Below are 23876 nucleotides of genomic sequence, written 5' to 3'. Positions count from 1 at the left end.
TTCTCCCGATCCTCACAGTCATCCAAAAACGGAGGTCACCACACAGTTAACCCACGGGAGTCACCATGGCCGCGATTCATATCGGCATTTCCGGCTGGCGCTACACGCCCTGGCGGGGGGATTTCTACCCCGAGGGCCTGACCCAGAAGCGCGAGCTGCAGTTTGCCTCACGGGCGGTCAACAGCATCGAGATCAACGGCTCGTTCTACGCGCTGCAAACACCCAAGCGCTACGCCGAGTGGTATGGCGACACGCCTGAAGGGTTTGTGTTCAGCGTCAAGGCGCCGCGCTATATCACGCATATCCTGCGGTTGCGGGAGGTGCACAAGCCGATGGCGAATTTCTTCGCCTCCGGGGTGCTGGAACTCAAGGAAAAGCTCGGGCCGATCCTCTGGCAGTTCCCGCCCAGTTTCAAATTCGACCCGCCGTTGTTTGAAGCCTTTCTCGCCGAATTACCCACTACTACCCAGCAGGCCGCCGCCCTCGCCCGCGAGCATGAGCCGCGCCTGAACGGCAAGGCGAGCCTGCAAGCCCACGGTAAAAAGCCGCTGCGCCATGCGGTGGAGATTCGCCACAAGAGTTTCGCCGTGCCGGAGTTTGTCGAGATGCTCGACAAGCACGGCGTGGCCCTGGTGGTGGCGGACACAGCCGGCAAGTGGCCCTACCTGGAAGACGTCACGGCCAACTTTGTGTACCTGCGCCTGCATGGGGACAAAGCGCTGTATGCCAGCGGCTATACGCCCGAAGCGCTCAAGCGCTGGGGCGATCGCATCGAACGCTGGAGCCACGGCAAACAACCCGCCGATGCACAGTTGATCGACCCGAAGCACAAACCCCGCGCCCGCAAGCAGCGCGAGGTGTTTTGCTACTTCGATAACGACATCAAGGTGCGCGCGCCCTTCGACGCGCGCCAATTACTGCAGCGTTTTGGCCTGGACCAGGCACTGGCCACCGAACCCGGCAAGTTGCCGGACACGGGAGTGTTGCCATGACCCATCCGGAGCTGATGCCAACCACGCCCACCGAAACCATCACCCGCTTCAGGGTGCTGACGGTCAATACCCACAAGGGCTTCACCGCGCTCAACCGGCGCTTCATATTGCCCGAGTTGCGTGAGGCGATTCGCAGTGTGGCCGCCGACGTGGTGTTCCTTCAGGAAATCCACGGCACCCATGAACGCCACCCCAAGCGCTACAGTAACTGGCCGAGCATGCCGCAATACGAGTTCCTCGCCGACAGTATCTGGCCGCAATACGCCTACGGTCGCAACGCGGTGTATCCCCATGGCGACCACGGTAATGCGTTGCTGTCGAAATTCCAGATCATCCGCTACGACAATCTCGACATCTCCCAGAGCGGCCACGAAAGTCGCGGGCTGCTGCATTGCGTGCTGCGCTTGCCGGGCAACGTGCAGGACGTGCATGCCATCTGCGTGCACCTGGGGCTGCGGGAAGTCCATCGCCAGCAGCAACTGCGCCTGATCGCGCAGCGGGTCGCCGAGATTCCCGCCGACGCGCCGGTGATTGTCGCCGGTGATTTCAATGACTGGCGCCAGCGCGCCGATCTCGCCCACTGCGGGCTGCGGGAAGTGTTTATCGAAACCCACGGCAAGCCGGCCCGCACCTTCCCGGCGCGCCTGCCGCTGCTGCCGCTGGACCGCATCTATGTGCGCAACCTCAAGGTGCATCAGCCCCAAGTCCTGACCAGCCGCCCGTGGTCACACTTGTCGGACCATGCGCCGCTGTCGGTGGAGATCGAGTTATGAACAGCGCACCACTGGAAAAGGTCGCGGTGGAACACATCGCGACCGACCAACCGCCGGATGATGCCGTGGCCCGGGACCTGGATTACGGCTGGCAAAGCGGTAACCAGATCGAGTTGCTGGAGAACGGCGAGGCCTACTTTCCCAAAGTGTTCGAGGCGATGCGCCAGGCCCAGCGGGAGATCTTGCTGGAGACCTTTATCCTTTTCGAAGACAAGGTCGGCCACGAGCTCAAAGGCATTTTGATCGAGGCGGCGCAGCGTGGCGTCAAGGTTGTCGCCAGCCTCGACGGCTTTGGTTGTGGCGAGCTGACGCCGGGGTTTCTCAGCGAATTGAGCCAGGCCGGCGTGACCGTGCAGATGTTCGACCCGGCCACCAAGACCCTGGGTTTTCGCACCAACTGGTTTCGCCGCCTGCACCGCAAGATTGTGGTGGTGGATGCCAGTGTGGCGTTTATCGGCGGGATCAATTTCTCGGCGGATCATCTGGGGGATTTCGGCCCCGAAGCCAAGCAGGATTATGCCGTGCAGGTGCAGGGCCCGGCAGTCGCCGACCTGCATCATTTCGCCCTCGCACAAAGCGGCCGGCGCGTGCGCAAGCGGCGCGGCTGGCGGCGCGAGCAACGCCCGTCGCCATGGGCTGCCGGCGAAGGCGATGGCCTGGTACGGCTGATCTACCGGGACAATCTGCAACACCGTACCGATATCGAAGAGGCCTACCTGCACGCCCTGCGCAAGGCCGAGCGGCGGGTGGTGATCGCCAACGCCTATTTCTTTCCCGGCTACCGCCTGCTGCGGGAAATTCGTAATGCCGCGCGGCGCGGCGTGCACGTGCAGTTGATCATGCAGGGCCAGCCGGATGTGCTGCTGGCCAAGCTGGCGGCACGCATGCTCTATGACTATTTGCTCAAGGAAGGCGTGGTGATCCACGAGTATTGCCAGCGTCCGTTGCACGGCAAGGTGGCGCTGGTGGATGAAGAGTGGAGCACGGTGGGTTCGAGCAATCTCGACCCGCTGAGCCTGTCGCTGAACCTGGAAGCGAATGTGCTGGTTCGTGATCGTGGCTTCAACCAGCAGTTGTTCGAGCGCCTGGAATATCTGAGCCAGAACCACTGCAAGACCATGCCGGAAAACCGCGCGCCTCGCGGCTGGTTCTGGCGGGTGACCGTGGGTTTCGTGGTGTTCCATGTGCTGCGGCATTTTCCGTCGTGGACTGGCTGGTTGCCGGCCCACAAGCCGAGGTTGAAACCCTTCGTTCTTGAGGAGCGTGCGGATCATGACCCAAGCTCGCATCGCTGAAGAAAGCGCTCGCCCCGGCTTCTTGAAACGCTGGAAAAAGCCGCTGACGGTAGTGTTTTTCCTGGTGCTGATCGTGTTGTTCACCCTGCTCGCCCGGCGTATCGACTGGAGCGAAGTGCTCGACACCCTGGGCAACTTCAAGCTGCGCACGCTGCTCATCGCGGGTGCGCTGACCCTGTGCAGTTTCCTGGTGTATTCGTGCTTCGACCTGATCGGCCGCACCTACATCCGCCAGCCGTTGGGCTGGAAACAGATTTTGCCGGTGGGCATCATCAGCTATGCGTTCAACCTCAACCTGAGCGCGTGGGTAGGTGGCATCGCCATGCGCTATCGGTTGTATTCCCGACTCGGGGTGAGCAGCGGGAACATCGCGAAGATCCTCGGCTTGAGCCTGGCCACCAACTGGTTCGGCTACATGGCGATCGCCGGCGCGGTATTCAGCAGCGGGCTGGTGACATTGCCGCCGGGGTGGAAGCTCAGCAGCGGTGCGTTGCAAGGCGTCGGCGTGCTGTTGGTACTGGCGAGCCTGGGTTACCTGCTGGCCTGTCGCTTGTCGAAAAAGCGCGCATGGTCGATACGCGGGATTGAAATCAGCCTGCCGTCGCTGCGCATGGCAGTGTTGCAGTTGGCGCTCGGCGCGCTGAACTGGTCGCTGATGGCAGCAGTGATTTTTACCCTGCTGCCCAAGCAGCTGGATTACCCCGTGGTGCTCGGGGTGTTGCTGATCAGCAGCATTGCCGGAGTGGTCACACACATCCCGGCGGGGCTGGGTGTGCTGGAGGCTGTCTTCATTGCCTTGCTGCAGCACGAAGCGTCCCGCGGCAGTCTGCTCGCGGGGCTGATCGCCTACCGCGCAATCTACTTCATCCTGCCGCTGCTGGTGGCCCTGGTGATGTACCTCGCGGTCGAAGCCAAGGCCAAGGCATTGCGCGTGAAGAAAACGCCTACGACTGGATGATGCTCAAGCGCTCGCCCACCACCATCTCGGTAATCCAGTCCACCAGGATCGAGGTGTAGGCCTGCTGGGAAACCGGATCACTCAGGGAATGATCCGCACCGTCGATAATCCGGTGAGTCAGCGAATGCGTCTGCCGGCAGGCGGCGCGGTAGCTCATGATGGTGGCGTGGGGCACGTGGTCGTCGGTCTCCGACTCCACGATCAACACATCACCGGTAAACGCCGCGCAAGCATGCAGGGCGCGATTGGTTTCGGCGTGCACAAAGGTGCCGCGATAATCCATCAGGTCGGCTTTATCGAGGTCGCGCTTGGGCTTGAGCCATTCCTGGTCGCGGTACAGCGCGGGCACCCGCAAAGCCAGCCAGCGCACGGGGCGCAGCGAAGTGAGGATGGCGGCCAGGTAACCGCCGTAGCTGGTGCCCACCACCGCCACCGCCGAGGTGTCGATGGCCGGGTGTGACAACAGGCGGTCGTAGGCCGCGAGCAGGTCGCGCAGGTTGTCTTCGCGGGTGACGCGGGATAACGGAATGCCGTTGCCGGCATGGCCGCGCAGGTCGAATGTAAGGCATACACAACCGAGCCCGGCGATACCCTTGGCGCGTTCCAGGTCACGCTCCTGGCTCCCGCCCCAGCCGTGCACAAACAACACCCCCGGTACTTTCGATTTGGGACTGAGGAAGGTCCCGCTCATCTGTTCGTCGTCGATATCAATGGCAATGGTTTCGCTTCTAGCCGTCATAGGATTTGACCGTCACGTACTTGAGAAGAAAGTCGCTGTTTTCTGCCGGGCCCCGGTACACCTCGATCGCGTCAGCCGGCAGTGGCTGGTCGACGTAGGTTTCTACCGACGAGACATAAATCGCCCGCAGCCCGGGATTGTTGACGAAGCTTTGCAGCGCCGCGACTTCCGCGCTGCTGGCCCCGCCCATGCGCCAGGATTGCTCGAGCACGCCGCTGCGGCGTTGGCCGTCGCTGTCCAGGCCCTGGGCGATATCGTAATTGCGCCGCGAAGCGTAGAACCCGGGATAGGCCTCATCCGCCGCGTTATCGAAGACCTGCGCTTGCTGGATGGCCAGGCGCACGTCATCGGGCAGGTCGAGCTTGAGCAGGTCTTCGTAGTAGCCCTGGACCACCAACAGGTTGGAACCACCATAGACCTCTTCGCCCTGCCCGTCCCGGGTCAGGTATTGATCGCCGCAGTAGCTGATGACGTGATCGCCGATAAAGCTCTGGCCGACACTGTGGGTGACCACGTCACTCAGGTCCTGCTCCAGCACCACGCCGTCGCTGAACAATTGCGCCGCATCAGGGCGCGCGAGGATGGCATCGAACTCGTCGAGGCTGCGGATCACTTCCTGGCCGCGACCGGCGCAGGCATGCACGGGCTTGAGACGGATCGGGCCGGTGTACAGCAAATGGGTCGCCGCCGGCCGCGCATCTGCCAGGGCGTGCACACTCAACCCATCCAGCACCACATTGCGGATGCGCTCGGAAAACAGCGGCGACCAGCCTTCGGGCGCAACCGCGTTTTTATTCAGCAAACCGTGGCTGATGGCCTTGGTGCAGATGAAATCGTGATCGACGTAGCCGCCCCACAGATCCTCAGGGCCTTTGACGCCGAATTGCCGCGCCTGGGCCGCACCGACCAGCGTCTGAGTGGGTAACAGGTAGAGCTCGCGCCCACTGTGCAGCTCAGGGTTATAGCTGCCGCCATATTTGAGCCCGAGGACGTGCGCCAGCCAACGGGCCAGGGCGCGGTTGGTCTCCACTTCGTGCAATGGCGCTTGCGGACGGATTGAATGCGCCACCACGATTTTTTTGCGATTTGTCGGGGTCATGCGTCCCCCTTGGCTCTGCTGCCATGTGTGTAAGGAAACGGTAGCAGGGATCAAGCCAAGGCGGCGTTTGTTTAAACGCGCGGGGAATCAATCAGTTGCGGGAAAAGCGATAGCACTTGGCCTGTTTTATTCTGCACGAAGTGCTCAAGGTGTCGCGGCGTTCTGCACGATTCAGGCTTGCGCCTTGGTGGGCGTCACGCCGAAACGGCTGCGGTAATCACTTGGCGCCAGCCCGGTGATTTTCTTGAAGGTGGCGCGGAAGGCGCCGGGGTCCTGATACCCCACGGTCCAGGCGATGTGATCAATGGTGCCGTTGGTGAACTCGAGCATCTGCCGCGCCTTACCCACTCGCAGGTGCTGGCAGTATTCGGTGGGTTTCAACCCCGTAGCGGCGCGGAACCGTCGCAGGAAGGTGCGTTCCTCAAGTCCCGCCTCCTGCGCCATGGCAGCCAACGAAACATCCACCGCACCGCTGGCCTGCAGCCAATGTTGCACCCTGAGAATCGCAGCGTCGCCATGGGCAAGGATCGGCGCAAAGTTACTGCCGCACTCACTGGCGCTGTCACTGTGTTCGATCACCAGGAAACGCGCGGTGCTGGCAGCGATGCTCGGGCCGAGCAAACGGTCCACCAGGCGCAGGCCCAATTCGGACCAGGCCATGAGGCCGGCGGTGGTGATCAAGTCACCGTCGTCGACGATGGGTTTGTCGGCCTCCAGGCGAATCGCCGGGTAACGCGCGGCGAAGGACTTGGCCGACGTCCAGTGCGTGGTGGCGCTGCGACCGTCCAACAGGCCGCTTTCCGCCATCAGGATCGAGCCCACGCACACCCCGCCCAGAATGGTCCCGGACCGATGTTGCTGGCGCAGCCAATCCAGCAATTCGGCGGACGCCTGGCCCTCGGAAAAGCCGGCAATGGAGGGTGGAATCAGCAAGGACGTCAGCGCGTGCCCTGGGCCGGGCTGGCTGTCGAATACGCGGGTCGGCGCACCGCCTGTTTCAGCCTGCCAATGGCTGATGCGCAGGGACGGCAGTTGCTCGGACTGATGCTCGGTCGCAATCCGGTTGGCGACCGCGAACAGGTCGGTCAAGCCATGCACGGCGGCCATTTGCGCACCGCTGTAGATCAGCACGCCGAGTTCGACGATCGCCATTGTCAGTTTTCCCTCTGTTATTGTCGGTGCGGCCAATCCCCAGGCGTCACGCCAGCCAGGATACTGGACGCATCAACCCTCACAAGGAAACCAACATGGCCAAGCAAGCGCTCATCCTAATCGATATCCAGAACGACTACTTCCCCCAGGGCAAGTGGCCGCTAGACGGAGTGGACGCGGCGGCAGACAAGGCGCAGCAAGTGCTACAGGCATTTCGCCAGGCAGGCGATACGGTGATTCACGTACGCCACGAATTCACCTCCGACGATGCCCCCTTCTTCACCCCGGGCTCGGAAGGTGCACACCTGCACCCCAAGGTGCTGAACCAGGCCGACGAGCCCGTGGTGCTCAAGCATTTCGTCAATGCGTTCCGCGAAACCAACCTGCGGGCCCTGCTGGAACAACGCAGCATCACCGAACTGGTGGTGGTGGGCAGCATGAGCCATATGTGCATCGACGGCGTGGTGCGCGCCGCGTCGGACCTGGGCTACAGCGTGACCGTGATCCACGATGCCTGCGCCACGCGGGACCTGGAATTCAATGGCAGCGTCGTGCCGGCAGCCCAGGTGCATGCGGCGTTTATGTCGTCGCTGGGGTTTGCTTATGCGAGCGTGGTATCGGCGGAACAGTTCTTGTCCGCCGATTGACCTTCTCCGCGCTTACCGGGTAGCGATGATGAACAGGCGCGGAAACGGCAGCAACACAGTGCCATCGGCCAGCGCTGGATAAGCCTTGGTGATCCGCGCCAGGTACTCGTCGAGGAAGGCGTTCCTTTCTGACTCGGTCAGGGGCGCCAGGAATGGACGCAACGCCGAACCCTTGAACCACTCCACCACCGCGGCGGAACCTGCCAGCGGATGGTGGTAAGTGGTGCGCCATACATCCACGGTGGAACAGTGTTGGCTCAGCAACTCAAAGTAGTAGCTCGCGGTATGGCGTTCATTGTGTTTGACGCTGCCGATCTTTGCGGCCCACGGGCCGTCCGCCGCGACTTCCCGCGCCAGCTTGTGGGCCGGCTCGTCAAGATTGTCGGGCGTCTGCACCGCCAGGGTGCCGCCGGAGGTCAGTTGATTGACTAAATGCGGATACAGCGTGGCGTGATCAGGCAGCCATTGCAGCGACGCATTGGCGAGGATGACGTCGAATTTCTGCGCCGGGTTCCAGGCGCCAATATCAGCCAATTCGAAGTTCAACGCGGGCAGGCGCTTGCGGGCGTCGACCAGCATGTCATCGGAACTGTCCATGCCGGTGACCACTGCCTGCGGAAAGCGATCAGCCAGGACTTCAGTCGAATTGCCCGGGCCGCAACCCAGGTCGACAGCGGTACGCACGTCACCCTCAGGGATGGCTGCTACCAGATCCCGGACGGGACGAGTGCGCTGTTGTTCGAACATCGAGTATTGCTTGGCTGACCAGGTCATTGCGGCATTCCTTCTTCTGTGAGGAGTGAGGACAGCCTAAATCTTGTGATCCATGAGAACAAATGCCACGATTGATCATCTCCCATACCTGAAAAGTATCCCTATGCTGGAACTCAGGCAGCTCAGGGCCTTCGTCGCGATTGCCGAAGAAGGCTATATCACCCGCGCGGCAGAACGACTGGGCATGCAGCAACCGCCGCTGACCCGCCTGTTGCAAAGTCTTGAAGCCGAGTTGGGTGTGGTGCTGATGGAGCGCCTGCCACGAGGCGTGCGCCCGACCACCGCGGGGCTGGCCTTGCTGGAAGAGGCGCGGCATATCTTGGGCAGCGTCGATGGTGTGGCCGACATTGTGCGCCGCGCCGCCCGAGGTGAACGCGGACGCCTGGCGATTGGTTTCACCAGCTCTGCCGCCTTGCATCCGTTTGTGCCCAGCGTACTGCGCCTGTTTCGGGAAACCTTTGTCGGCGTTTCAGTGGTACTGGAAGAAGCCGGTACCGGTGAACTGCTGGACGCGTTGCTGCACGAAAAGCTCGACGCGGCGTTCATTCGCTCGCCGCTGAGCGGGACGCAGGCGTTGCAGGACCAGCCAATTCTGGTGGAGCCAATGTTGCTGGCGCTGCCTACCGACCACCCACTGGCTATCAACCCGTCGACGCCGCTGCCATTGGCGGCATTGGCCACCGAGGCGTTTGTGCTGTATCGCCGCCGGGTGGGGCTTGGGTTGTATGACGCGATTCTGGTGGCGTGTCGAGAAGCGGGTTTCAGCCCGCAGGTTGTGCAAGAGGCGCCGCGCATGACGGCGACGTTGAGCCTGGTGGCTGCGGGGCTTGGGGTTTCGATTGTGCCTGCCTCAATGCAACGGTTGCGGGGCGACGGGATTGTTTATCGCGAGCTTTCGGAGTGCCGGAGCCTGGTGGCGCCGTTGCACCTGGCTACCCGGGTAGGTGATACGTCGTCGGTATTGGAGAGGTTTCGGGAGTTGGTGGTGAGCGCCGCTTCTACTGACGTTTAGCGGATTGCCGTGTCCGCAATGAAAAACCCCCGGGGCCAAGGCCACCGGGGGTTTTCTGGTGTTACGCGACAGTTCTGGGTCTCAAGCGACCTTAGAACGGAATATCGTCATCAAAGCTGTCGAAGTCGGCTGCCGGCTGAGGAGCGGCCTGCTGTGGCGCTGGACGCGACTCACGCTGTGGCTGCTGGGTTGGCTGCGGACGGGACTGCTGCTGTGGACGCGGTGCCGAGTTGGACATGCCGCCCTGGCCCTGTTGGTCGCCCTGTGGACGGCCGCCCAGCAGTTGCATGGTGCCTTGCATGTCGACCACGATTTCGGTGGTGTAACGCTTGATGCCGTCTTTTTCCCACTCGCGGGTTTGCAGCTTGCCTTCGATGTAGACCTGCGAACCTTTGCGCAGGTACTCACCGGCGATCTCTGCAACCTTGCCGAACATCGACACACGGTGCCATTCGGTTTTCTCGACCTTCTGGCCGGTTTGCTTGTCGGTCCACTGTTCGCTGGTTGCCAGACTCAGGTTGGTCACGGCGTTACCGTTCGGCAAGTAGCGAACTTCGGGATCCTGGCCGCATGTACCGACCAATATGACTTTGTTAACCCCACGGGCCATAACGTTCTCCTAGGCTGGGCGCGCTGTCGGCACTGGGTTGACCAGTTGCTCGAGCGTCGCGCGATCCAATAATTCGGTGTCCAATTTGATGTAGATGGCGGCTTCTTCAGTAACAACCACAGCATCCGTAACCCCAACAACGGCCTTAAGGCGCTCGACCAGACCGGCTTCGCGGATCGCTTCGGGCGATAACGGCAAGCGCAGGCTCGTCACATAGGGAGGTTCGCGCATGGTAACAGCAAAGGCTAGCCAGAGGGCAGCCAGACCTGCGCATCCCAGGAACACAACCGACAAACCGCCATGCTGGAACATCCAGCCGCCCATGATCCCGCCCAGTGCAGAACCGAGGAACTGGCTGGTGGAATACACGCCCATCGCCGTGCCTTTGCCGCCGGCCGGTGAAACCTTACTGATCAGCGAAGGCAGTGAAGCCTCCAGCAGGTTGAACGCGGTGAAGAACACCACCGTGCCGATCACCAGCGCCCGCAGGCTGTCGCCGAACTGCCAGAAGAATAGCTCAGTGAGCATCAATGTCGCGACGGCGCCCAGCAGAACTCGTTTCATTTTGCGTTTCTTCTCGCCATAGATGATGAACGGGATCATGGCGAAGAACGAAATCAGCAGCGCGGTCAGGTACACCCACCAGTGCTGCTCCTTGGGCAGCCCGGCTTTTTGCACCAGGGCCAGGGGCAAGGCGACGAAGCTGCACATCAGCATTGCGTGTAATACGAAGATACCCAAATCCAGGCGCAACAGGTCCGGGTGCTTGAGTGTCGGCAGCAATGCCTGCTTGGCGACGCCCGACTCACGGTGCTGCAACGGCCCCGTGGAATGCGGAACCATGAAGGCGACAATCACGATGCCGAACAGCGCCATGCCACCGGTGGCCAGGAACAGACCGTGCAAGCCGAACGCGCGGGTCAGCAGCGGGCCGACTACCATCGCCACGGCGAACGAAAGACCGATGGTCATGCCGATCATCGCCATGGCCTTGGTACGGTGTTGTTCGCGGGTCAGGTCGGAGAGCAGTGCCATGACGGCGGCGGAAATCGCGCCGGCGCCTTGCAGGACGCGTCCGGCGATCACGCCCCAGATAGAGTCGGCATTGGCCGCAAGCACACTGCCCAGGGCGAAGACGATCAGGCCGAGGTAGATCACCGGCCGGCGGCCGATGCGGTCGGAAATGACGCCGAACGGAATCTGAAACAGCGCCTGGGTCAGGCCATAGGCGCCAATCGCCAGGCCGATCAGGGCCGGGGTCGCTCCTGCGAGATCCATTCCATAGGTCGCCAGCACCGGCAACACCATAAACATGCCAAGCATACGGAATGCGAACACTAGGGCCAGACCGCTTGCTGCGCGGGTCTCGCTGCCACTCATGCGTTCGCTGTGGGGATCGTGCATGGATAAACCTCGTGTGAACCGGCGGCGATTCTACCAGTCCCATCGATTGAGAGGGTATATGCGGCGCTTTGCCGCGCAGCTTTCATGTAAGGCGGCACCCGGCACTTTGACAGTGTATATTCATCCAGTCTTTAGCCGTATACTCCTGCATTATTTACGCCCGCCGTGCGAGGCCATCTTGGACAAGATCCTGATTCGTGGGGCTCGAACCCACAACCTGAAGAACATCGACCTGACCCTGCCACGGGACAAACTGATCGTCATCACCGGCTTGTCCGGGTCCGGCAAGTCGTCCCTGGCGTTTGACACGCTGTACGCCGAAGGCCAGCGCCGCTACGTGGAATCCCTGTCGGCCTATGCCCGCCAGTTCCTGTCGATGATGGAAAAGCCCGACGTCGACACCATTGAAGGCCTGTCGCCTGCGATTTCCATCGAACAGAAATCCACCTCCCACAACCCGCGTTCCACCGTGGGCACCATCACCGAGATCTACGACTACCTGCGCCTGCTGTATGCCCGCGTCGGTATTCCCCGCTGCCCGGACCACGACATTCCCCTGGAAGCCCAGACCGTCAGCCAGATGGTCGACCTGGTGCTGGCCCAGCCGGAGGGCGCCAAGCTGATGCTGCTGGCACCGGTGATTCGCGAGCGCAAGGGTGAACACCTTTCGGTCTTTGAAGAACTGCGTGCCCAGGGTTTCGTGCGTGCCCGCATCAACGGCAAGCTCTACGAGCTGGACGAAGCGCCGAAGCTGGATAAACAGAAAAAGCACTCGATTGATGTGGTCGTCGACCGTTTCAAGGTGCGTGCCGATTTGCAGCAGCGCCTGGCGGAGTCTTTCGAGACCGCGCTGAAGCTGGCAGACGGTATCGCCCTGGTGGCGCCGATGGACGACGAACCCGGGGAAGAAATCATCTTCTCCGCGCGCTTCGCCTGCCCGATCTGCGGCCATGCCATCAGCGAGCTGGAACCGAAGCTGTTTTCCTTCAACAACCCGGCCGGCGCTTGCCCGACCTGTGATGGCCTCGGGGTTAAGCAATTCTTCGACATCAAGCGCCTGGTCAACGGTGACCTCACACTGGCGGAGGGTGCGATACGTGGCTGGGACAGGCGTAACGTCTATTACTTCCAGATGCTGGGGTCGTTGGCTTCGCACTACAAGTTCAGCCTGGAAGTGCCGTTCAACGAACTGCCGGCCGAACAGCAGAAATTCATCCTGCATGGCAGCGGTTCACAGAACGTCGACTTCAAGTATTTGAACGACCGTGGCGATATCGTCAAACGCTCGCACCCGTTCGAAGGCATCGTGCCGAACCTGGAGCGGCGCTACCGCGAGACAGAGTCCGCCAGCGTGCGCGAGGAGCTGGCCAAGTTCCTCAGCACCCAGCCTTGCCCGGATTGCCGTGGCACACGCCTGCGCCGTGAGGCTCGGCATGTGTGGGTTGGCGAGAAGACCCTGCCGGCAGTGACCAACCTGCCGATTGGCGATGCCTGCGAATACTTCGGCACGCTGAAACTGACGGGCCGCCGCGGGGAAATTGCCGACAAGATCCTCAAGGAGATTCGTGAACGGCTGCAGTTCCTGGTCAACGTGGGCCTGGACTACCTGTCGCTGGACCGCAGTGCCGACACGCTTTCCGGCGGTGAAGCCCAGCGGATTCGCTTGGCCAGCCAGATCGGTGCCGGCCTGGTGGGCGTGTTGTACATCCTCGATGAACCGTCGATTGGATTGCATCAACGGGACAACGACCGCTTGCTGGGCACGCTGAAGCACCTGCGGGACATCGGCAATACGGTGATCGTGGTCGAGCACGATGAAGACGCGATTCGCCTGGCCGATTATGTGGTCGATATCGGCCCGGGAGCGGGTGTTCACGGTGGGCATATTGTCGCCGAGGGCACGCCGGCTGAAGTAATGGCGCATCCTGACTCGCTGACCGGTAAGTACCTGTCGGGTCGCGTGAAGATCGCCGTGCCGGCCAAACGCACCCCGCGCAACAAGAAGATGGCACTGCACCTCAAGGGCGCGCGTGGCAACAACCTGCGCAATGTCGACCTGGAGATCCCGCTGGGCCTGCTGACCTGTGTGACCGGTGTATCCGGTTCGGGCAAATCAACGCTGATCAACAACACGCTGTTCCCGTTGAGTGCCACTGCACTGAACGGCGCGACCACCCTGGAAGCCGCCGCTCACGACAGCATCAAGGGCCTGGAACACCTGGACAAGGTGGTCGATATCGACCAAAGCCCGATTGGCCGCACACCGCGCTCCAACCCGGCGACCTACACCGGGCTGTTCACGCCGATTCGCGAGCTGTTCGCCGGCGTGCCGGAATCGCGCTCCCGTGGCTACGGGCCTGGCCGGTTCTCGTTCAACGTCAAGGGCGGCCGCTGCGAAGCGTGCCAGGGCGATGGCTTGATCAAGGTGGAGATGCACTTCCTGCCGGACATCTACGTGCCGTGCGACGTGTGCAAGAGCAAACGCTATAACCGCGAAACCCTGGAGATCAAGTACAAGGGCAAGAGCATCCACGAAACCCTCGAGATGACGATCGAGGAAGCGCGGGTGTTCTTCGACGCGGTACCGGCCCTGGCGCGCAAGCTGCAGACACTGATGGATGTTGGCCTGTCGTACATCAAGCTGGGTCAGTCGGCGACGACGCTGTCGGGCGGCGAGGCCCAGCGGGTCAAGCTGTCTCGCGAGCTGTCCAAGCGTGACACCGGCAAGACGCTGTACATCCTCGACGAGCCGACCACAGGCCTGCACTTCGCGGATATTCAGCAATTGCTGGACGTGCTGCATCGCCTGCGTGACCACGGCAATACGGTGGTAGTGATCGAGCACAATCTGGATGTGATCAAGACCGCCGACTGGCTGGTGGACCTGGGGCCGGAAGGCGGTTCCAAAGGTGGGCAGATCATTGCGGTCGGCACACCGGAGCAAGTCTCGGAGATGAAGCAGTCTCACACCGGCTTCTACCTCAAGCCTCTGCTGGCTCGCGACAAGGACTGATTGTTCAGCCCCACGAAAAAGCCCCTGTCACCGTGTAAGTGACAGGGGCTTTTTAGTAGCTGGAGGAATCAGAACTGCGATTGCAGGTAATTCTCCAGGCCAATCAGCTTGATCAGGCCCAACTGCTTTTCCAGCCAGTAGGTGTGATCTTCTTCGGTGTCATTCAACTGCACCCGCAGGATTTCCCGCGTGACGTAGTCGTTGTGCTGCTCGCAGAGCTCAATGCCCTTGCAGAGCGCGGCACGGACCTTGTACTCAAGGCGCAAGTCGCTGGCGAGCATCTCAGGCACCGTGGTGCCGGTATCCAGGTCGTCGGGACGCATACGGGGCGTGCCTTCGAGCATCAGGATACGGCGCATCAGTGCGTCGGCGTGCTGTGCCTCTTCTTCCATTTCATGGTTGATACGCTCGTAGAGCTCGGTAAAGCCCCAGTCTTCGTACATCCGCGAGTGAATGAAATATTGGTCACGAGCTGCCAGTTCGCCCGTCAGCAACGTGTTGAGGTAATCGATTACGTCGGGGTGACCTTGCATCGCCCTACATCTCCCTGCTTGAAAGTCTGTAGTTTGAACCATGATGACCCGGAGGTCACGGGACCAACGGCAGAAAAGTGAAGATTTCCGGTGAAAAGTAGCTTAAATAACGCAAAAACCGCCCAAATGAGGGCGGTTCTGCTTATCGTTTAGAGTCAGTTAAGCGATACACCCAGTGCAGATGCGATCCCTTCTCCATAAGCCGGGTCGGCCTTGAAGAAGTACTGCAACTGGCGCTGCACCACGTCGCTGGAAACACCCGCCATTGCGCCGGCGATATTGTTGATCAGCAGGGCTTTCTGCTCATCGTTCATCAGGCGGAACAGCGCACCGGCATGGCTGTAGTAGTCGGTATCTTCGCGGTGATCGTAACGATCAGCCGCACCGCTCAGGGCCAAGGCTGGCTCGGCGTACTGAGGAGCCTGCTTCGGCGCATCGGCGTAGCTGTTTGGCTCGTAATTGGGGGCCGCACCACCATTGGAGCCGAATGCCATCGAACCATCACGCTGGTAGCTGTTGACCGGGCTGCGTGGCGCATTCACCGGCAGTTGCTGGTGATTGGTACCTACGCGGTAGCGATGGGCATCGGCGTAAGCGAACACGCGCCCTTGCAGCATGCGGTCTGGCGACAGGCCAACACCCGGGACCATGTTGCTTGGACCGAAAGCCGCCTGTTCAACTTCAGCGAAGTAGTTCAGCGGGTTGCGGTTCAGTTCCAGCTCACCCACTTCGATCAGCGGGAACTCTTTCTGCGACCAGGTCTTGGTCACGTCGAACGGGTTTTCGTAGTGAGCGTTGGCCTGGGCCTCAGTCATGATCTGAATGCACACACGCCATTTCGGGAAGTCACCACGCTCAATAGCACCGAACAGATCGCGCTGAGCGTAATCAGGGTCGGTACCCGCCAGGCGTGCAGCGTCAGCCGGCGCCAGGTTCTTGATACCTTGCTTGGTCTTGTAGTGCCACTTCACCCAGTGACGCTCGCCTTTGGCGTTAATCAAGCTGTAGGTGTGACTGCCGAAGCCGTGCATGTGACGGTAGCCGTCCGGGATGCCACGGTCCGAAAACAGGATGGTGACCTGGTGCAGCGCCTCAGGGGAGTGCGACCAGAAGTCCCACATCATCTGTGCACTTTTCAGGTTGCTTTGCGGCAGGCGCTTTTGGGTGTGGATAAAGTCGGGAAACTTCAGCGGGTCGCGGATGAAGAACACCGGGGTGTTGTTACCAACGATGTCCCAGTTGCCTTCTTCGGTGTAGAACTTCAACGCGAAACCACGCGGGTCGCGCTCAGTATCAGCCGAACCACGCTCGCCACCCACCGTGGAGAAGCGCAGGAAAGTCGGAGTTTGCTTGCCCACAGAATCGAAGAGCTTGGCGCTGGTGTACTGCGTGATGTCTTGAGTGACGGTGAAGGTACCGTAAGCGCCCGAGCCTTTGGCGTGTACACGACGCTCAGGAATGTTTTCACGGTTGAAGTGAGCGAGCTTCTCGATCAGGTGAAAGTCGTCGAGCAGCAGCGGGCCGCGTGGGCCGGCGGAACGGGAATTCTGGTTATCCGCGACAGGTGCGCCGCTGGCGGTAGTAAGGGTTTTATTCTGGCTCATGCTCAATCTTCCTCAGGTCAGTCTTGGAACTGCCGGCTAATCGGCTTGGAGCGATTATTGATCAGGAAGATGACACCATCAAATTTATTAAATCATACCCACCGATAGAAATTAACTAACGATCCATCCGAACGGATATCAGAAGTAGCTGCACGGGCTGAACGTGTATTCGCTCGAGGTAATTCCAGTTTTCAACGCGCACAAAAAACCGGGCACTAGGCCCGGTTCTTCGTTACAGACTGACGTCTTACTCAGCGGATACAGCTTCACCGCCAACTGGACGATCGATCAGCTCAACGTACGCCATAGGCGCGTTGTCACCAGCGCGGAAACCGCACTTGAGGATGCGCAGGTAGCCACCCTCACGGGTAGCGTAACGCTTGCCCAGGTCGTTGAAGAGCTTACCAACGATAGCTTTCGAACGAGTACGGTCGAAAGCCAGACGGCGGTTAGCCAGGCTGTCTGTCTTGGCCAAAGTAATCAGCGGCTCAGCAACGCGACGCAGTTCTTTAGCTTTCGGCAGTGTAGTTTTGATCAGCTCGTGCTCGAACAGCGACACCGCCATGTTCTGGAACATAGCCTTACGGTGCGAGCTGGTACGGCTCAGGTGACGACCACTTTTACGATGACGCATGGTTCATTCCTTACCAAACTCACGTTCGGTGATTACGACGATCAGGCAGTCGCCTTGTCGTCCTTCTTAAGACTTGCAGGCGGCCAGTTGTCGAGGCGCATGCCGAGGGACAGACCGCGGGAGGCCAGAACGTCCTTGATTTCAGTCAAGGATTTCTTGCCCAGGTTCGGAGTCTTCAACAGTTCTACTTCGGTGCGCTGAATCAGATCACCGATGTAGTAAATGTTTTCCGCCTTAAGGCAGTTAGCCGAACGTACAGTCAGTTCCAGATCGTCAACCGGGCGAAGCAGGATCGGATCGATCTCGTCTTCCTGCTCGATTACCACTGGTTCGCTGTCACCCTTGAGGTCGACGAACGCAGCCAACTGCTGTTGCAGAATGGTTGCAGCGCGGCGGATAGCCTCTTCAGGATCCAGAGTACCGTTGGTTTCCAGATCAATAACCAGCTTGTCCAGGTTAGTACGCTGTTCGACACGGGCGTTTTCCACCACGTATGCGATACGGCGAACCGGGCTGAACGAAGAGTCGAGCTGCAAGCGACCAATGCTGCGGCTTTCGTCTTCATCGCTCTGACGCGAGTCGGCCGGTTCATAACCACGACCACGAGCTACGGTGAGCTTCATGTTCAGGGCGCCGTTAGACGCCAGGTTAGCGATTACGTGATCGGGATTAACGATCTCGACATCATGATCCAGCTGAATATCGGCAGCGGTAACCACCCCCGAACCCTTCTTCGACAAGGTCAGCGTAACTTCGTCACGGCCGTGCAGCTTGATAGCCAGACCTTTAAGGTTCAACAGGATTTCAATTACGTCTTCCTGTACACCTTCGATGGCGCTGTACTCGTGGAGCACACCGTCAATCTCGGCCTCGACTACTGCACAGCCGGGCATTGAGGACAACAGGATGCGGCGCAGCGCGTTGCCCAGGGTGTGGCCAAAACCACGCTCGAGAGGCTCGAGAGTGATCTTGGCGCGGGTTGGACTGACAACCTGCACATCAATGTGACGGGGTGTCAGGAACTCATTTACCGAAATCTGCATGGATGCACCTATTTTCTAGCCCTTACTTGGAGTAGAGCTCGACAATCAGGCTTTCGTTGATGTCGGCGGACAGATCACTGCGAGCAGGAACGTTCTTGAAAACGCCCGACTTCTTCTCAGTGTCTACTTCTACCCATTCTACGCGGCCACGTTGGGCACACAGATCGAGAGCTTGGACAATGCGAAGTTGATTTTTTGCTTTCTCGCGAATCGCGACCACGTCACCAGCACGAACCTGGTACGACGGGACGTTAACGGTTTGGCCGTTTACGCTGACGGATTTGTGCGATACCAGCTGACGGGATTCGGCACGAGTCGAACCAAAGCCCATACGGTATACAACGTTGTCCAGACGGCATTCGAGCAGTTGCAGCAGGTTTTCACCGGTTGCACCTTTCTTGCCAGCAGCTTCTTTGTAGTAGCCGCTGAACTGACGCTCGAGAACGCCGTAGATACGACGGACCTTCTGCTTTTCACGCAGTTGGGTGCCGTAGTCGGACTGGCGACCGCGGCGTTGGCCGTGGATACCAGGTGCTGCTTCAATGTTGCACTTCGATTCGATCGCGCGCACGCCGCTCTTCAGAAAGAGATCGGTGCCTTCACGACGAGCGAGTTTGCATTTTGGACCAATGTAACGAGCCATTCTTTACAATCTCCTGGATTACACGCGGCGCTTCTTCGGCGGACGGCACCCGTTGTGCGGGATTGGCGTCACGTCGGTGATGCTGGCGATCTTATAGCCACAGCCGTTCAATGCACGGACAGCAGACTCACGACCTGGACCTGGACCTTTGACGTTGACGTCGAGGTTTTTCAGGCCATATTCCAGCGCAGCTTGACCAGCACGTTCAGCAGCTACTTGAGCAGCAAACGGGGTGGACTTGCGGGAACCGCGGAAACCCGAACCACCGGAGGTAGCCCAAGAAAGCGCGTTACCTTGACGGTCGGTGATGGTCACGATTGTGTTGTTAAAAGATGCATGGATGTGGGCGATGCCATCAACCACTGTCTTTTTAACTTTTTTACGAGGACGAGCAGCAGGTTTTGCCATGATTAATTTCCTGTCGATTCGCGTGGGCGATTACTTGCGGATCGGCTTACGCGGACCTTTACGGGTACGCGCGTTAGTCTTGGTACGCTGACCGCGTACTGGAAGACCACGACGATGACGCAGACCACGGTAGCAACCGAGGTCCATCAAACGCTTGATTTTCATGTTGATTTCGCGACGCAGGTCACCTTCAGTGGTGAACTTCGCCACTTCGCCACGCAACAGCTCAATCTGCTCGTCGCTCAGATCCTTGATCTTTGCGGCTGGGTTTACCCCAGTATCTGCGCAAATTTTCTGCGCAGTAGTGCGACCAACACCATAGATGTAGGTCAGCGAGATAACAGTGTGCTTGTTATCTGGAATGTTAACGCCTGCAATACGGGCCATTCAGTGGGACTCCAATTGACAGCTACCTACGCCCCGGAAGCCAAGAAATAGGGCGCGAGATAATATCGCTGTAATAACAAATAATCAACCCGGCAGCGCACTAGCTGCCGGGCTTCAAGCGGATCACACTCAGCCTTGGCGCTGTTTGTGACGCGGTTCCGCGCTGCAAATTACTCGAACAACACCTTCGCGGCGAATAATCTTGCAGTTACGGCACAGCTTTTTCACCGATGCACGAACTTTCATCACCAACTCCTCGAACCTTATGGGTACTCAGCGCAACATGCCGCTGCCGTAACCCTTCAGGTTGGCTTTCTTCATCAGGGATTCGTACTGGTGCGAAACGAGGTGCGATTGTACTTGGGACATGAAGTCCATCACAACCACGACGACGATCAGCAACGAGGTCCCGCCAAGGTAGAACGGAACGTTTGCTGCAACCACCAGGAACTGGGGCAACAGGCAGACGGCCGTCATATATAGAGCACCGAACATGGTCAAGCGAGTCAGAACGCCATCAATGTAGCGCGCAGACTGCTCACCTGGACGAATACCCGGAATAAAGGCACCGGACTTCTTCAGGTTTTCCGCTACGTCTTTCGGATTGAACATCAACGCCGTATAGAAGAAGCAGAAGAAAATAATCCCTGCACTAAACAGCAGAATATTCAACGGCTGACCAGGAGCGATCGACTGCGAGATGTCCTGCAACCAGCCCATACCTTCAGACTGACCGAACCAGGCACCCAACGAAGCCGGAAACAGCAAAATGCTGCTCGCGAAAATGGCAGGAATAACCCCGGCCATGTTCACTTTCAGCGGCAGGTGGCTGGTCTGCGCGGCAAAGACCTTGCGGCCCTGCTGACGCTTGGCGTAGTGAACAGCAATACGACGCTGGCCACGCTCAATGAACACCACAAAACCGATAATCGCTACTGCCAACAAACCGATGGCAACCAGGGCGAAGATATTGATATCACCCTGACGTGCAGACTCGAAAGACTGCCCAATCGCTCTCGGAAGACCGGCAACGATACCTGCGAAAATCAACATCGAGATACCGTTACCAACACCACGCTCAGTAATCTGCTCACCCAGCCACATCATGAACATCGCACCAGCCACAAATGTGGATACCGCGACGAAATGGAAGCCAAAGTCACCAGTGAACGCAACACCCTGCCCGGCCAGGCCAACGGACATGCCGATAGCCTGGACCAGAGCGAGGATGACAGTGCCGTAGCGGGTGTACTGGCTTATCTTGCGACGGCCAGCTTCACCTTCCTTCTTCAACTGCTCCAACTGCGGACTGACGGCGGTCATCAGTTGCATGATGATCGATGCCGAGATGTACGGCATGATCCCCAGTGCAAAGATGCTCATCCGTTCCAGCGCGCCGCCGGAAAACATGTTGAACAAGCTAAGAATGGTCCCCTCATTCTGTCGAAACAGGTCTGCGAGTCGGTCCGGGTTGATACCTGGAACCGGGATGTGTGCGCCTATTCGGTAGACGATAATCGCCAGGAACAGAAAACGCAGACGAGCCCAAAGTTCAGACATACCGCCTTTGCCGAGCGCTGAGAGAGCACCTTGCTTAGCCATTTATTCCTCGAACTTGCCGCCAGCTGCTTCGATAGCCGAACGCGCACCTTTGGTGGCGCCGATTCCCTTGCCGATAGTGACAGCGCGAGCCACTTCACCGGACAGCATGATTTTCACACGCTGTACGTTGACGTTGATCACGTTGGCATCTTTCAGGGTCTGCACGGTAACGATGTCGCCTTCCACTTTGGCCAGCTCGGACAGACGCACTTCTGCGCGGTCCATGGCTTTCAGGGAAACGAAACCGAACTTCGGCAGGCGACGATGCAGCGGCTGTTGACCGCCTTCAAAGCCTGGAGCGATGGTGCCACCGGAGCGGGAGGACTGACCTTTGTGGCCACGGCCACCGGTCTTGCCCAAACCACTACCGATACCACGGCCCGGACGATGCTTTTCGCGACGGGAACCCGGCGCTGGACTCAGATCATTGAGTTTCATCGAATTAACCCTCGACACGCAGCATGTAGTAAGCCTTGTTGATCATCCCGCGATTCTCGGGAGTATCAAGTACTTCTACAGTGTGACCGATGCGACGCAGACCCAAACCCTTAACGCACAATTTGTGGTTAGGGATGCGGCCGGTCATGCTTTTGATCAGCGTTACTTTAACGGTAGCCATGATCAGAAGATCTCCTTGACGCTTTTGCCACGCTTGGCGGCAATGGATTCAGGAGACTGCATTGCTTTCAAACCCTTGAAAGTGGCGTGAACCACGTTTACCGGGTTAGTCGAGCCGTAGCACTTGGCCAGAACGTTCTGAACGCCAGCAACTTCGAGGACAGCACGCATAGCGCCGCCAGCGATGATACCGGTACCTTCAGAGGCAGGCTGCATGTACACCTTCGAAGCGCCGTGAGCGGACTTCATTGCGTACTGCAGAGTGGTGCCGTTCAGATCAACTTGGATCATGTTGCGACGAGCAGCTTCCATTGCCTTCTGGATCGCAGCAGGCACTTCACGTGACTTGCCACGGCCGAAGCCAACGCGCCCTTTACCATCACCTACCACGGTCAACGCGGTGAAAGTGAAGATACGGCCGCCTTTAACGGTTTTGGCTACGCGGTTAACTTGAACCAGCTTCTCAATGTAGCCTTCGTCGCGCTTTTGGTCGTTATTTGACATAACTTAGAACTCCAGCCCAGCTTCACGAGCAGCATCAGCCAGCGCTTTCACGCGGCCGTGGTACTTGAAGCCAGAGCGGTCGAAAGCCACTTGCGAGACGCCGGCGGCCTTAGCACGCGTAGCGACCAGCTGGCCAACCTTAGTGGCCGCGTCGATGTTGCCAGTGGCACCATCACGCAGTTCTTTATCCAAAGTCGAGGCGCTTGCCAGGACTTTGTTGCCGTCGGCCGAGATGACCTGGGCGTAGATGTGCTGCGACGAGCGGAACACGCAGAGACGCACGACTTCGAGTTCGTGCATTTTCAGGCGTGCTTTGCGAGCGCGACGCAGTCGAGTAACTTTTTTGTCGGTCATTTGCTATGCCCTACTTCTTCTTGGCTTCTTTACGACGGACGACTTCGTCCGCGTAGCGCACACCTTTGCCTTTGTACGGCTCTGGTGGACGGAAGTCGCGGATCTCAGCGGCCACCTGACCTACCAGCTGCTTATCAATACCCTTGATCAGGATATCGGTTTGGCTAGGGGTCTCAGCGGTGATGCCTTCCGGCAGTTCGTAATCCACTGGGTGCGAGAAGCCAAGGGCCAGGTTCAGAACCGTGCCTTTTGCTTGCGCTTTGTAACCAACACCGACCAGCTGGAGCTTGCGCTCGAAGCCTTGGCTTACGCCTTGGACCATGTTGTTTACCAACGCACGAGTGGTACCGGCCATTGCGCGAGTTTGTTGATCGCCATTGCGAGCAGCGAAACGCAGCTCACCAGCTTCTTCAACGATCTCAACGGACGAATGGATGTTCAGTTCCAGAGTGCCCTTGGCACCCTTCACCGAAAGCTGTTGGCCTGCGAATTTTACTTCGACACCGGCTGGCAGCTTAACGGGGTTCTTAGCGACGCGTGACATGCTTATCCCCCCTTAGAACACAGTGCAAAGAACTTCGCCGCCGACACCGGCAGCGCGCGCAGCACGATCCGTCATCACACCTTTGTTGGTGGAGACGATAGACACACCGAGACCGCCACGAACTTTTGGCAGATCATCAACGGACTTGTACTGACGCAGGCCTGGACGGCTAACGCGCTTCACTTCTTCGATGACCGGACGGCCTTCGAAGTACTTCAGCTCGATGGACAGCAGTGGTTTGATTTCGCTGCTGATCTGATAACCCGCAATGTAGCCTTCGTCTTTCAGGACTTTGGCAACAGCAACCTTCAACGTGGAAGATGGCATGCTTACGACGGACTTTTCAGCCATCTGGGCATTACGGATACGAGTTAGCATGTCCGCTAACGGGTCCTGCATACTCATGGCTAGACGCTCCTAATACAAAAAAATTAGCCTTGCGGCCATTACGTGTCGCCGAGAATCTCCGAGCACAAAACACACGGGCTCAGGCGAGCCGCGTATTTTAGACACACTCCGGAAATGAAACAAGCC

At 59.2% G+C, this 23876-nt stretch carries 28 protein-coding genes; 7 read left to right on the top strand and 21 right to left on the bottom strand.

Annotation, left to right across the window (positions count from 1 at the left end; genetic code table 11):
* Positions 1-65: 65 nt before the first annotated feature.
* The 4 genes from HX815_RS23690 to HX815_RS23675 are packed head-to-tail and all read left to right on the top strand — an operon-like array spanning position 66 to position 4018.
* On the top strand, positions 66-992 hold the full coding sequence (locus tag HX815_RS23690; protein WP_177028969.1) for a DUF72 domain-containing protein: 927 nt from the start codon (positions 66-68) through the stop codon (positions 990-992).
* Positions 989-1765 (top strand): endonuclease/exonuclease/phosphatase family protein, encoded by a 777-nt coding sequence (locus HX815_RS23685; RefSeq protein WP_003210026.1) that lies wholly within the window; start codon positions 989-991, stop codon positions 1763-1765. Before HX815_RS23690 ends, HX815_RS23685 begins: the two co-directional genes overlap by 4 nt.
* Positions 1762-3060, top strand: coding sequence for a cardiolipin synthase ClsB (clsB, locus tag HX815_RS23680; RefSeq protein ID WP_177028968.1), 1299 nt, complete (start codon positions 1762-1764; stop codon positions 3058-3060). Before HX815_RS23685 ends, clsB begins: the two co-directional genes overlap by 4 nt.
* Complete coding sequence (locus tag HX815_RS23675) at positions 3038-4018, top strand: lysylphosphatidylglycerol synthase domain-containing protein (protein WP_177028967.1); 981 nt, start codon at positions 3038-3040, stop codon at positions 4016-4018. Before clsB ends, HX815_RS23675 begins: the two co-directional genes overlap by 23 nt.
* On the opposite strand, the gene HX815_RS23670 is transcribed toward HX815_RS23675, so the two are convergent.
* The 3 genes from HX815_RS23670 to HX815_RS23660 all read right to left on the bottom strand — a co-directional run bounded on the left by HX815_RS23670 (position 4005) and on the right by HX815_RS23660 (position 7008).
* Entirely contained in the window at positions 4005-4757 is a 753-nt protein-coding gene (locus tag HX815_RS23670; protein WP_177028966.1) for a S9 family peptidase, read from the bottom strand. The two genes, HX815_RS23675 and HX815_RS23670, sit on opposite strands and share 14 nt — an antisense overlap.
* Positions 4747-5856: a DUF3182 family protein gene (locus HX815_RS23665; RefSeq protein WP_177028965.1), complete on the bottom strand. Its 1110-nt coding sequence runs from the start codon at positions 5854-5856 to the stop codon at positions 4747-4749. The genes HX815_RS23670 and HX815_RS23665 overlap by 11 nt, the downstream gene beginning before the upstream one ends.
* 171 nt (positions 5857-6027) lie before the next feature.
* Positions 6028-7008 carry a GlxA family transcriptional regulator gene (locus HX815_RS23660; protein ID WP_177028964.1) on the bottom strand — a complete coding sequence of 327 codons (981 nt, stop codon included), beginning with the start codon at positions 7006-7008 and terminating at the stop codon, positions 6028-6030.
* 95 nt (positions 7009-7103) lie between these two features.
* Here HX815_RS23660 and HX815_RS23655 point away from each other — a divergent pair, with 95 nt between their 5' ends.
* Positions 7104-7655 carry a cysteine hydrolase family protein gene (locus tag HX815_RS23655; protein ID WP_102370002.1) on the top strand — a complete coding sequence of 184 codons (552 nt, stop codon included), beginning with the start codon at positions 7104-7106 and terminating at the stop codon, positions 7653-7655.
* A 12-nt stretch (positions 7656-7667) separates the two neighbouring features.
* Here the strand turns inward: HX815_RS23655 and tam are convergent, their stop codons facing one another.
* The gene (gene tam / locus HX815_RS23650; protein ID WP_102370003.1) at positions 7668-8429 is read right to left on the bottom strand and encodes a trans-aconitate 2-methyltransferase; all 762 of its coding nucleotides are present in this window, start codon (positions 8427-8429) and stop codon (positions 7668-7670) included.
* Positions 8430-8532: 103 nt separating this feature from the next.
* Between tam and HX815_RS23645 the strand changes: the two genes are divergently transcribed.
* Positions 8533-9441 carry a LysR family transcriptional regulator gene (locus HX815_RS23645; protein ID WP_177028963.1) on the top strand — a complete coding sequence of 303 codons (909 nt, stop codon included), beginning with the start codon at positions 8533-8535 and terminating at the stop codon, positions 9439-9441.
* A gap of 91 nt (positions 9442-9532) precedes the next feature.
* On the opposite strand, the gene HX815_RS23640 is transcribed toward HX815_RS23645, so the two are convergent.
* Positions 9533-10051, bottom strand: coding sequence for a single-stranded DNA-binding protein (locus HX815_RS23640; protein ID WP_003210042.1), 519 nt, complete (start codon positions 10049-10051; stop codon positions 9533-9535).
* A 9-nt stretch (positions 10052-10060) separates the two neighbouring features.
* Entirely contained in the window at positions 10061-11455 is a 1395-nt protein-coding gene (locus tag HX815_RS23635) for an MFS transporter (protein WP_003210044.1), read from the bottom strand.
* Between the two features lie 178 nt (positions 11456-11633).
* On the opposite strand from HX815_RS23635, the gene uvrA reads away from it, so the two are divergent.
* On the top strand, positions 11634-14468 hold the full coding sequence (gene uvrA / locus HX815_RS23630) for an excinuclease ABC subunit UvrA (RefSeq protein ID WP_003210046.1): 2835 nt from the start codon (positions 11634-11636) through the stop codon (positions 14466-14468).
* 68 nt (positions 14469-14536) lie between these two features.
* Here the strand turns inward: uvrA and bfr are convergent, their stop codons facing one another.
* From bfr to rpsH, 15 genes are all read right to left on the bottom strand, one after another.
* Complete coding sequence (gene bfr / locus HX815_RS23625) at positions 14537-15001, bottom strand: bacterioferritin (protein WP_003210048.1); 465 nt, start codon at positions 14999-15001, stop codon at positions 14537-14539.
* Between the two features lie 155 nt (positions 15002-15156).
* Positions 15157-16605, bottom strand: a complete 1449-nt coding sequence (locus tag HX815_RS23620; protein WP_008436430.1) for a catalase — start codon at positions 16603-16605, stop codon at positions 15157-15159.
* A 247-nt stretch (positions 16606-16852) separates the two neighbouring features.
* Complete coding sequence (rplQ, locus tag HX815_RS23615; protein ID WP_003210053.1) at positions 16853-17239, bottom strand: 50S ribosomal protein L17; 387 nt, start codon at positions 17237-17239, stop codon at positions 16853-16855.
* 41 nt (positions 17240-17280) lie between these two features.
* Entirely contained in the window at positions 17281-18282 is a 1002-nt protein-coding gene (gene rpoA / locus HX815_RS23610; RefSeq protein ID WP_003176403.1) for a DNA-directed RNA polymerase subunit alpha, read from the bottom strand.
* A gap of 22 nt (positions 18283-18304) precedes the next feature.
* Positions 18305-18925, bottom strand: a complete 621-nt coding sequence (gene rpsD, locus HX815_RS23605) for a 30S ribosomal protein S4 (protein WP_003210056.1) — start codon at positions 18923-18925, stop codon at positions 18305-18307.
* Positions 18926-18943: 18 nt separating this feature from the next.
* Positions 18944-19333: a 30S ribosomal protein S11 gene (rpsK, locus tag HX815_RS23600; protein WP_002555466.1), complete on the bottom strand. Its 390-nt coding sequence runs from the start codon at positions 19331-19333 to the stop codon at positions 18944-18946.
* Positions 19334-19363: 30 nt separating this feature from the next.
* The gene (rpsM, locus tag HX815_RS23595) at positions 19364-19720 is read right to left on the bottom strand and encodes a 30S ribosomal protein S13 (RefSeq protein WP_003210063.1); all 357 of its coding nucleotides are present in this window, start codon (positions 19718-19720) and stop codon (positions 19364-19366) included.
* A gap of 129 nt (positions 19721-19849) precedes the next feature.
* Entirely contained in the window at positions 19850-19966 is a 117-nt protein-coding gene (gene rpmJ / locus HX815_RS23590) for a 50S ribosomal protein L36 (protein WP_002555468.1), read from the bottom strand.
* Positions 19967-19993: 27 nt separating this feature from the next.
* Positions 19994-21322, bottom strand: a complete 1329-nt coding sequence (secY, locus tag HX815_RS23585; RefSeq protein WP_003210064.1) for a preprotein translocase subunit SecY — start codon at positions 21320-21322, stop codon at positions 19994-19996.
* Entirely contained in the window at positions 21323-21760 is a 438-nt protein-coding gene (gene rplO / locus HX815_RS23580; protein ID WP_177028962.1) for a 50S ribosomal protein L15, read from the bottom strand. It abuts the gene before it with no gap.
* Between the two features lie 4 nt (positions 21761-21764).
* Positions 21765-21941, bottom strand: coding sequence for a 50S ribosomal protein L30 (gene rpmD, locus HX815_RS23575; RefSeq protein WP_003186033.1), 177 nt, complete (start codon positions 21939-21941; stop codon positions 21765-21767).
* A 2-nt stretch (positions 21942-21943) separates the two neighbouring features.
* A complete protein-coding gene (gene rpsE, locus HX815_RS23570) occupies positions 21944-22444 on the bottom strand; it encodes a 30S ribosomal protein S5 (RefSeq protein ID WP_003186035.1) in 501 nt (166 codons plus the stop codon).
* A 3-nt stretch (positions 22445-22447) separates the two neighbouring features.
* On the bottom strand, positions 22448-22798 hold the full coding sequence (rplR, locus tag HX815_RS23565; RefSeq protein WP_003186037.1) for a 50S ribosomal protein L18: 351 nt from the start codon (positions 22796-22798) through the stop codon (positions 22448-22450).
* A 10-nt stretch (positions 22799-22808) separates the two neighbouring features.
* Positions 22809-23342 (bottom strand): 50S ribosomal protein L6, encoded by a 534-nt coding sequence (rplF, locus tag HX815_RS23560; RefSeq protein ID WP_003176412.1) that lies wholly within the window; start codon positions 23340-23342, stop codon positions 22809-22811.
* 12 nt (positions 23343-23354) lie between these two features.
* A complete protein-coding gene (gene rpsH / locus HX815_RS23555; protein WP_003186040.1) occupies positions 23355-23747 on the bottom strand; it encodes a 30S ribosomal protein S8 in 393 nt (130 codons plus the stop codon).
* Positions 23748-23876 lie beyond the last annotated feature (129 nt).

It is taken from the genome of Pseudomonas sp. E6002 (assembly GCF_013385565.1).
Classification (GTDB): Bacteria; Pseudomonadota; Gammaproteobacteria; order Pseudomonadales; family Pseudomonadaceae; genus Aquipseudomonas.
This window is presented reverse-complemented; position numbering and strand designations above follow the sequence as displayed.

Excerpts from the sequence above, each read along its gene's own strand:
- HX815_RS23665 (WP_177028965.1), bottom strand. The coding sequence starts at position 5,856 with ATGACCCCGACAAATCGCAAAAAAATCGTGGTGGCGCATTCAATCCGT.
- rpmJ (WP_002555468.1), bottom strand. The coding sequence starts at position 19,966 with ATGAAAGTTCGTGCATCGGTGAAAAAGCTGTGCCGTAACTGCAAGATT.
- HX815_RS23645 (WP_177028963.1), top strand. The coding sequence starts at position 8,533 with ATGCTGGAACTCAGGCAGCTCAGGGCCTTCGTCGCGATTGCCGAAGAA.
- HX815_RS23660 (WP_177028964.1), bottom strand. The coding sequence starts at position 7,008 with ATGGCGATCGTCGAACTCGGCGTGCTGATCTACAGCGGTGCGCAAATG.
- HX815_RS23675 (WP_177028967.1), top strand. The coding sequence starts at position 3,038 with ATGACCCAAGCTCGCATCGCTGAAGAAAGCGCTCGCCCCGGCTTCTTG.
- HX815_RS23655 (WP_102370002.1), top strand. The coding sequence starts at position 7,104 with ATGGCCAAGCAAGCGCTCATCCTAATCGATATCCAGAACGACTACTTC.
- HX815_RS23685 (WP_003210026.1), top strand. The coding sequence starts at position 989 with ATGACCCATCCGGAGCTGATGCCAACCACGCCCACCGAAACCATCACC.
- rpoA (WP_003176403.1), bottom strand. The coding sequence starts at position 18,282 with ATGCAGATTTCGGTAAATGAGTTCCTGACACCCCGTCACATTGATGTG.
- rpsD (WP_003210056.1), bottom strand. The coding sequence starts at position 18,925 with ATGGCTCGTTACATTGGTCCAAAATGCAAACTCGCTCGTCGTGAAGGC.
- clsB (WP_177028968.1), top strand. The coding sequence starts at position 1,762 with ATGAACAGCGCACCACTGGAAAAGGTCGCGGTGGAACACATCGCGACC.
- HX815_RS23640 (WP_003210042.1), bottom strand. The coding sequence starts at position 10,051 with ATGGCCCGTGGGGTTAACAAAGTCATATTGGTCGGTACATGCGGCCAG.
- rplQ (WP_003210053.1), bottom strand. The coding sequence starts at position 17,239 with ATGCGTCATCGTAAAAGTGGTCGTCACCTGAGCCGTACCAGCTCGCAC.
- bfr (WP_003210048.1), bottom strand. The coding sequence starts at position 15,001 with ATGCAAGGTCACCCCGACGTAATCGATTACCTCAACACGTTGCTGACG.
- HX815_RS23635 (WP_003210044.1), bottom strand. The coding sequence starts at position 11,455 with ATGCACGATCCCCACAGCGAACGCATGAGTGGCAGCGAGACCCGCGCA.
- rplR (WP_003186037.1), bottom strand. The coding sequence starts at position 22,798 with ATGACCGACAAAAAAGTTACTCGACTGCGTCGCGCTCGCAAAGCACGC.
- rpsK (WP_002555466.1), bottom strand. The coding sequence starts at position 19,333 with ATGGCAAAACCTGCTGCTCGTCCTCGTAAAAAAGTTAAAAAGACAGTG.
- rpsM (WP_003210063.1), bottom strand. The coding sequence starts at position 19,720 with ATGGCCCGTATTGCAGGCGTTAACATTCCAGATAACAAGCACACTGTT.
- secY (WP_003210064.1), bottom strand. The coding sequence starts at position 21,322 with ATGGCTAAGCAAGGTGCTCTCTCAGCGCTCGGCAAAGGCGGTATGTCT.
- HX815_RS23620 (WP_008436430.1), bottom strand. The coding sequence starts at position 16,605 with ATGAGCCAGAATAAAACCCTTACTACCGCCAGCGGCGCACCTGTCGCG.
- rpsE (WP_003186035.1), bottom strand. The coding sequence starts at position 22,444 with ATGTCAAATAACGACCAAAAGCGCGACGAAGGCTACATTGAGAAGCTG.
- tam (WP_102370003.1), bottom strand. The coding sequence starts at position 8,429 with ATGACCTGGTCAGCCAAGCAATACTCGATGTTCGAACAACAGCGCACT.
- HX815_RS23690 (WP_177028969.1), top strand. The coding sequence starts at position 66 with ATGGCCGCGATTCATATCGGCATTTCCGGCTGGCGCTACACGCCCTGG.
- rpsH (WP_003186040.1), bottom strand. The coding sequence starts at position 23,747 with ATGAGTATGCAGGACCCGTTAGCGGACATGCTAACTCGTATCCGTAAT.
- HX815_RS23670 (WP_177028966.1), bottom strand. The coding sequence starts at position 4,757 with ATGACGGCTAGAAGCGAAACCATTGCCATTGATATCGACGACGAACAG.
- rpmD (WP_003186033.1), bottom strand. The coding sequence starts at position 21,941 with ATGGCTACCGTTAAAGTAACGCTGATCAAAAGCATGACCGGCCGCATC.
- rplF (WP_003176412.1), bottom strand. The coding sequence starts at position 23,342 with ATGTCACGCGTCGCTAAGAACCCCGTTAAGCTGCCAGCCGGTGTCGAA.
- rplO (WP_177028962.1), bottom strand. The coding sequence starts at position 21,760 with ATGAAACTCAATGATCTGAGTCCAGCGCCGGGTTCCCGTCGCGAAAAG.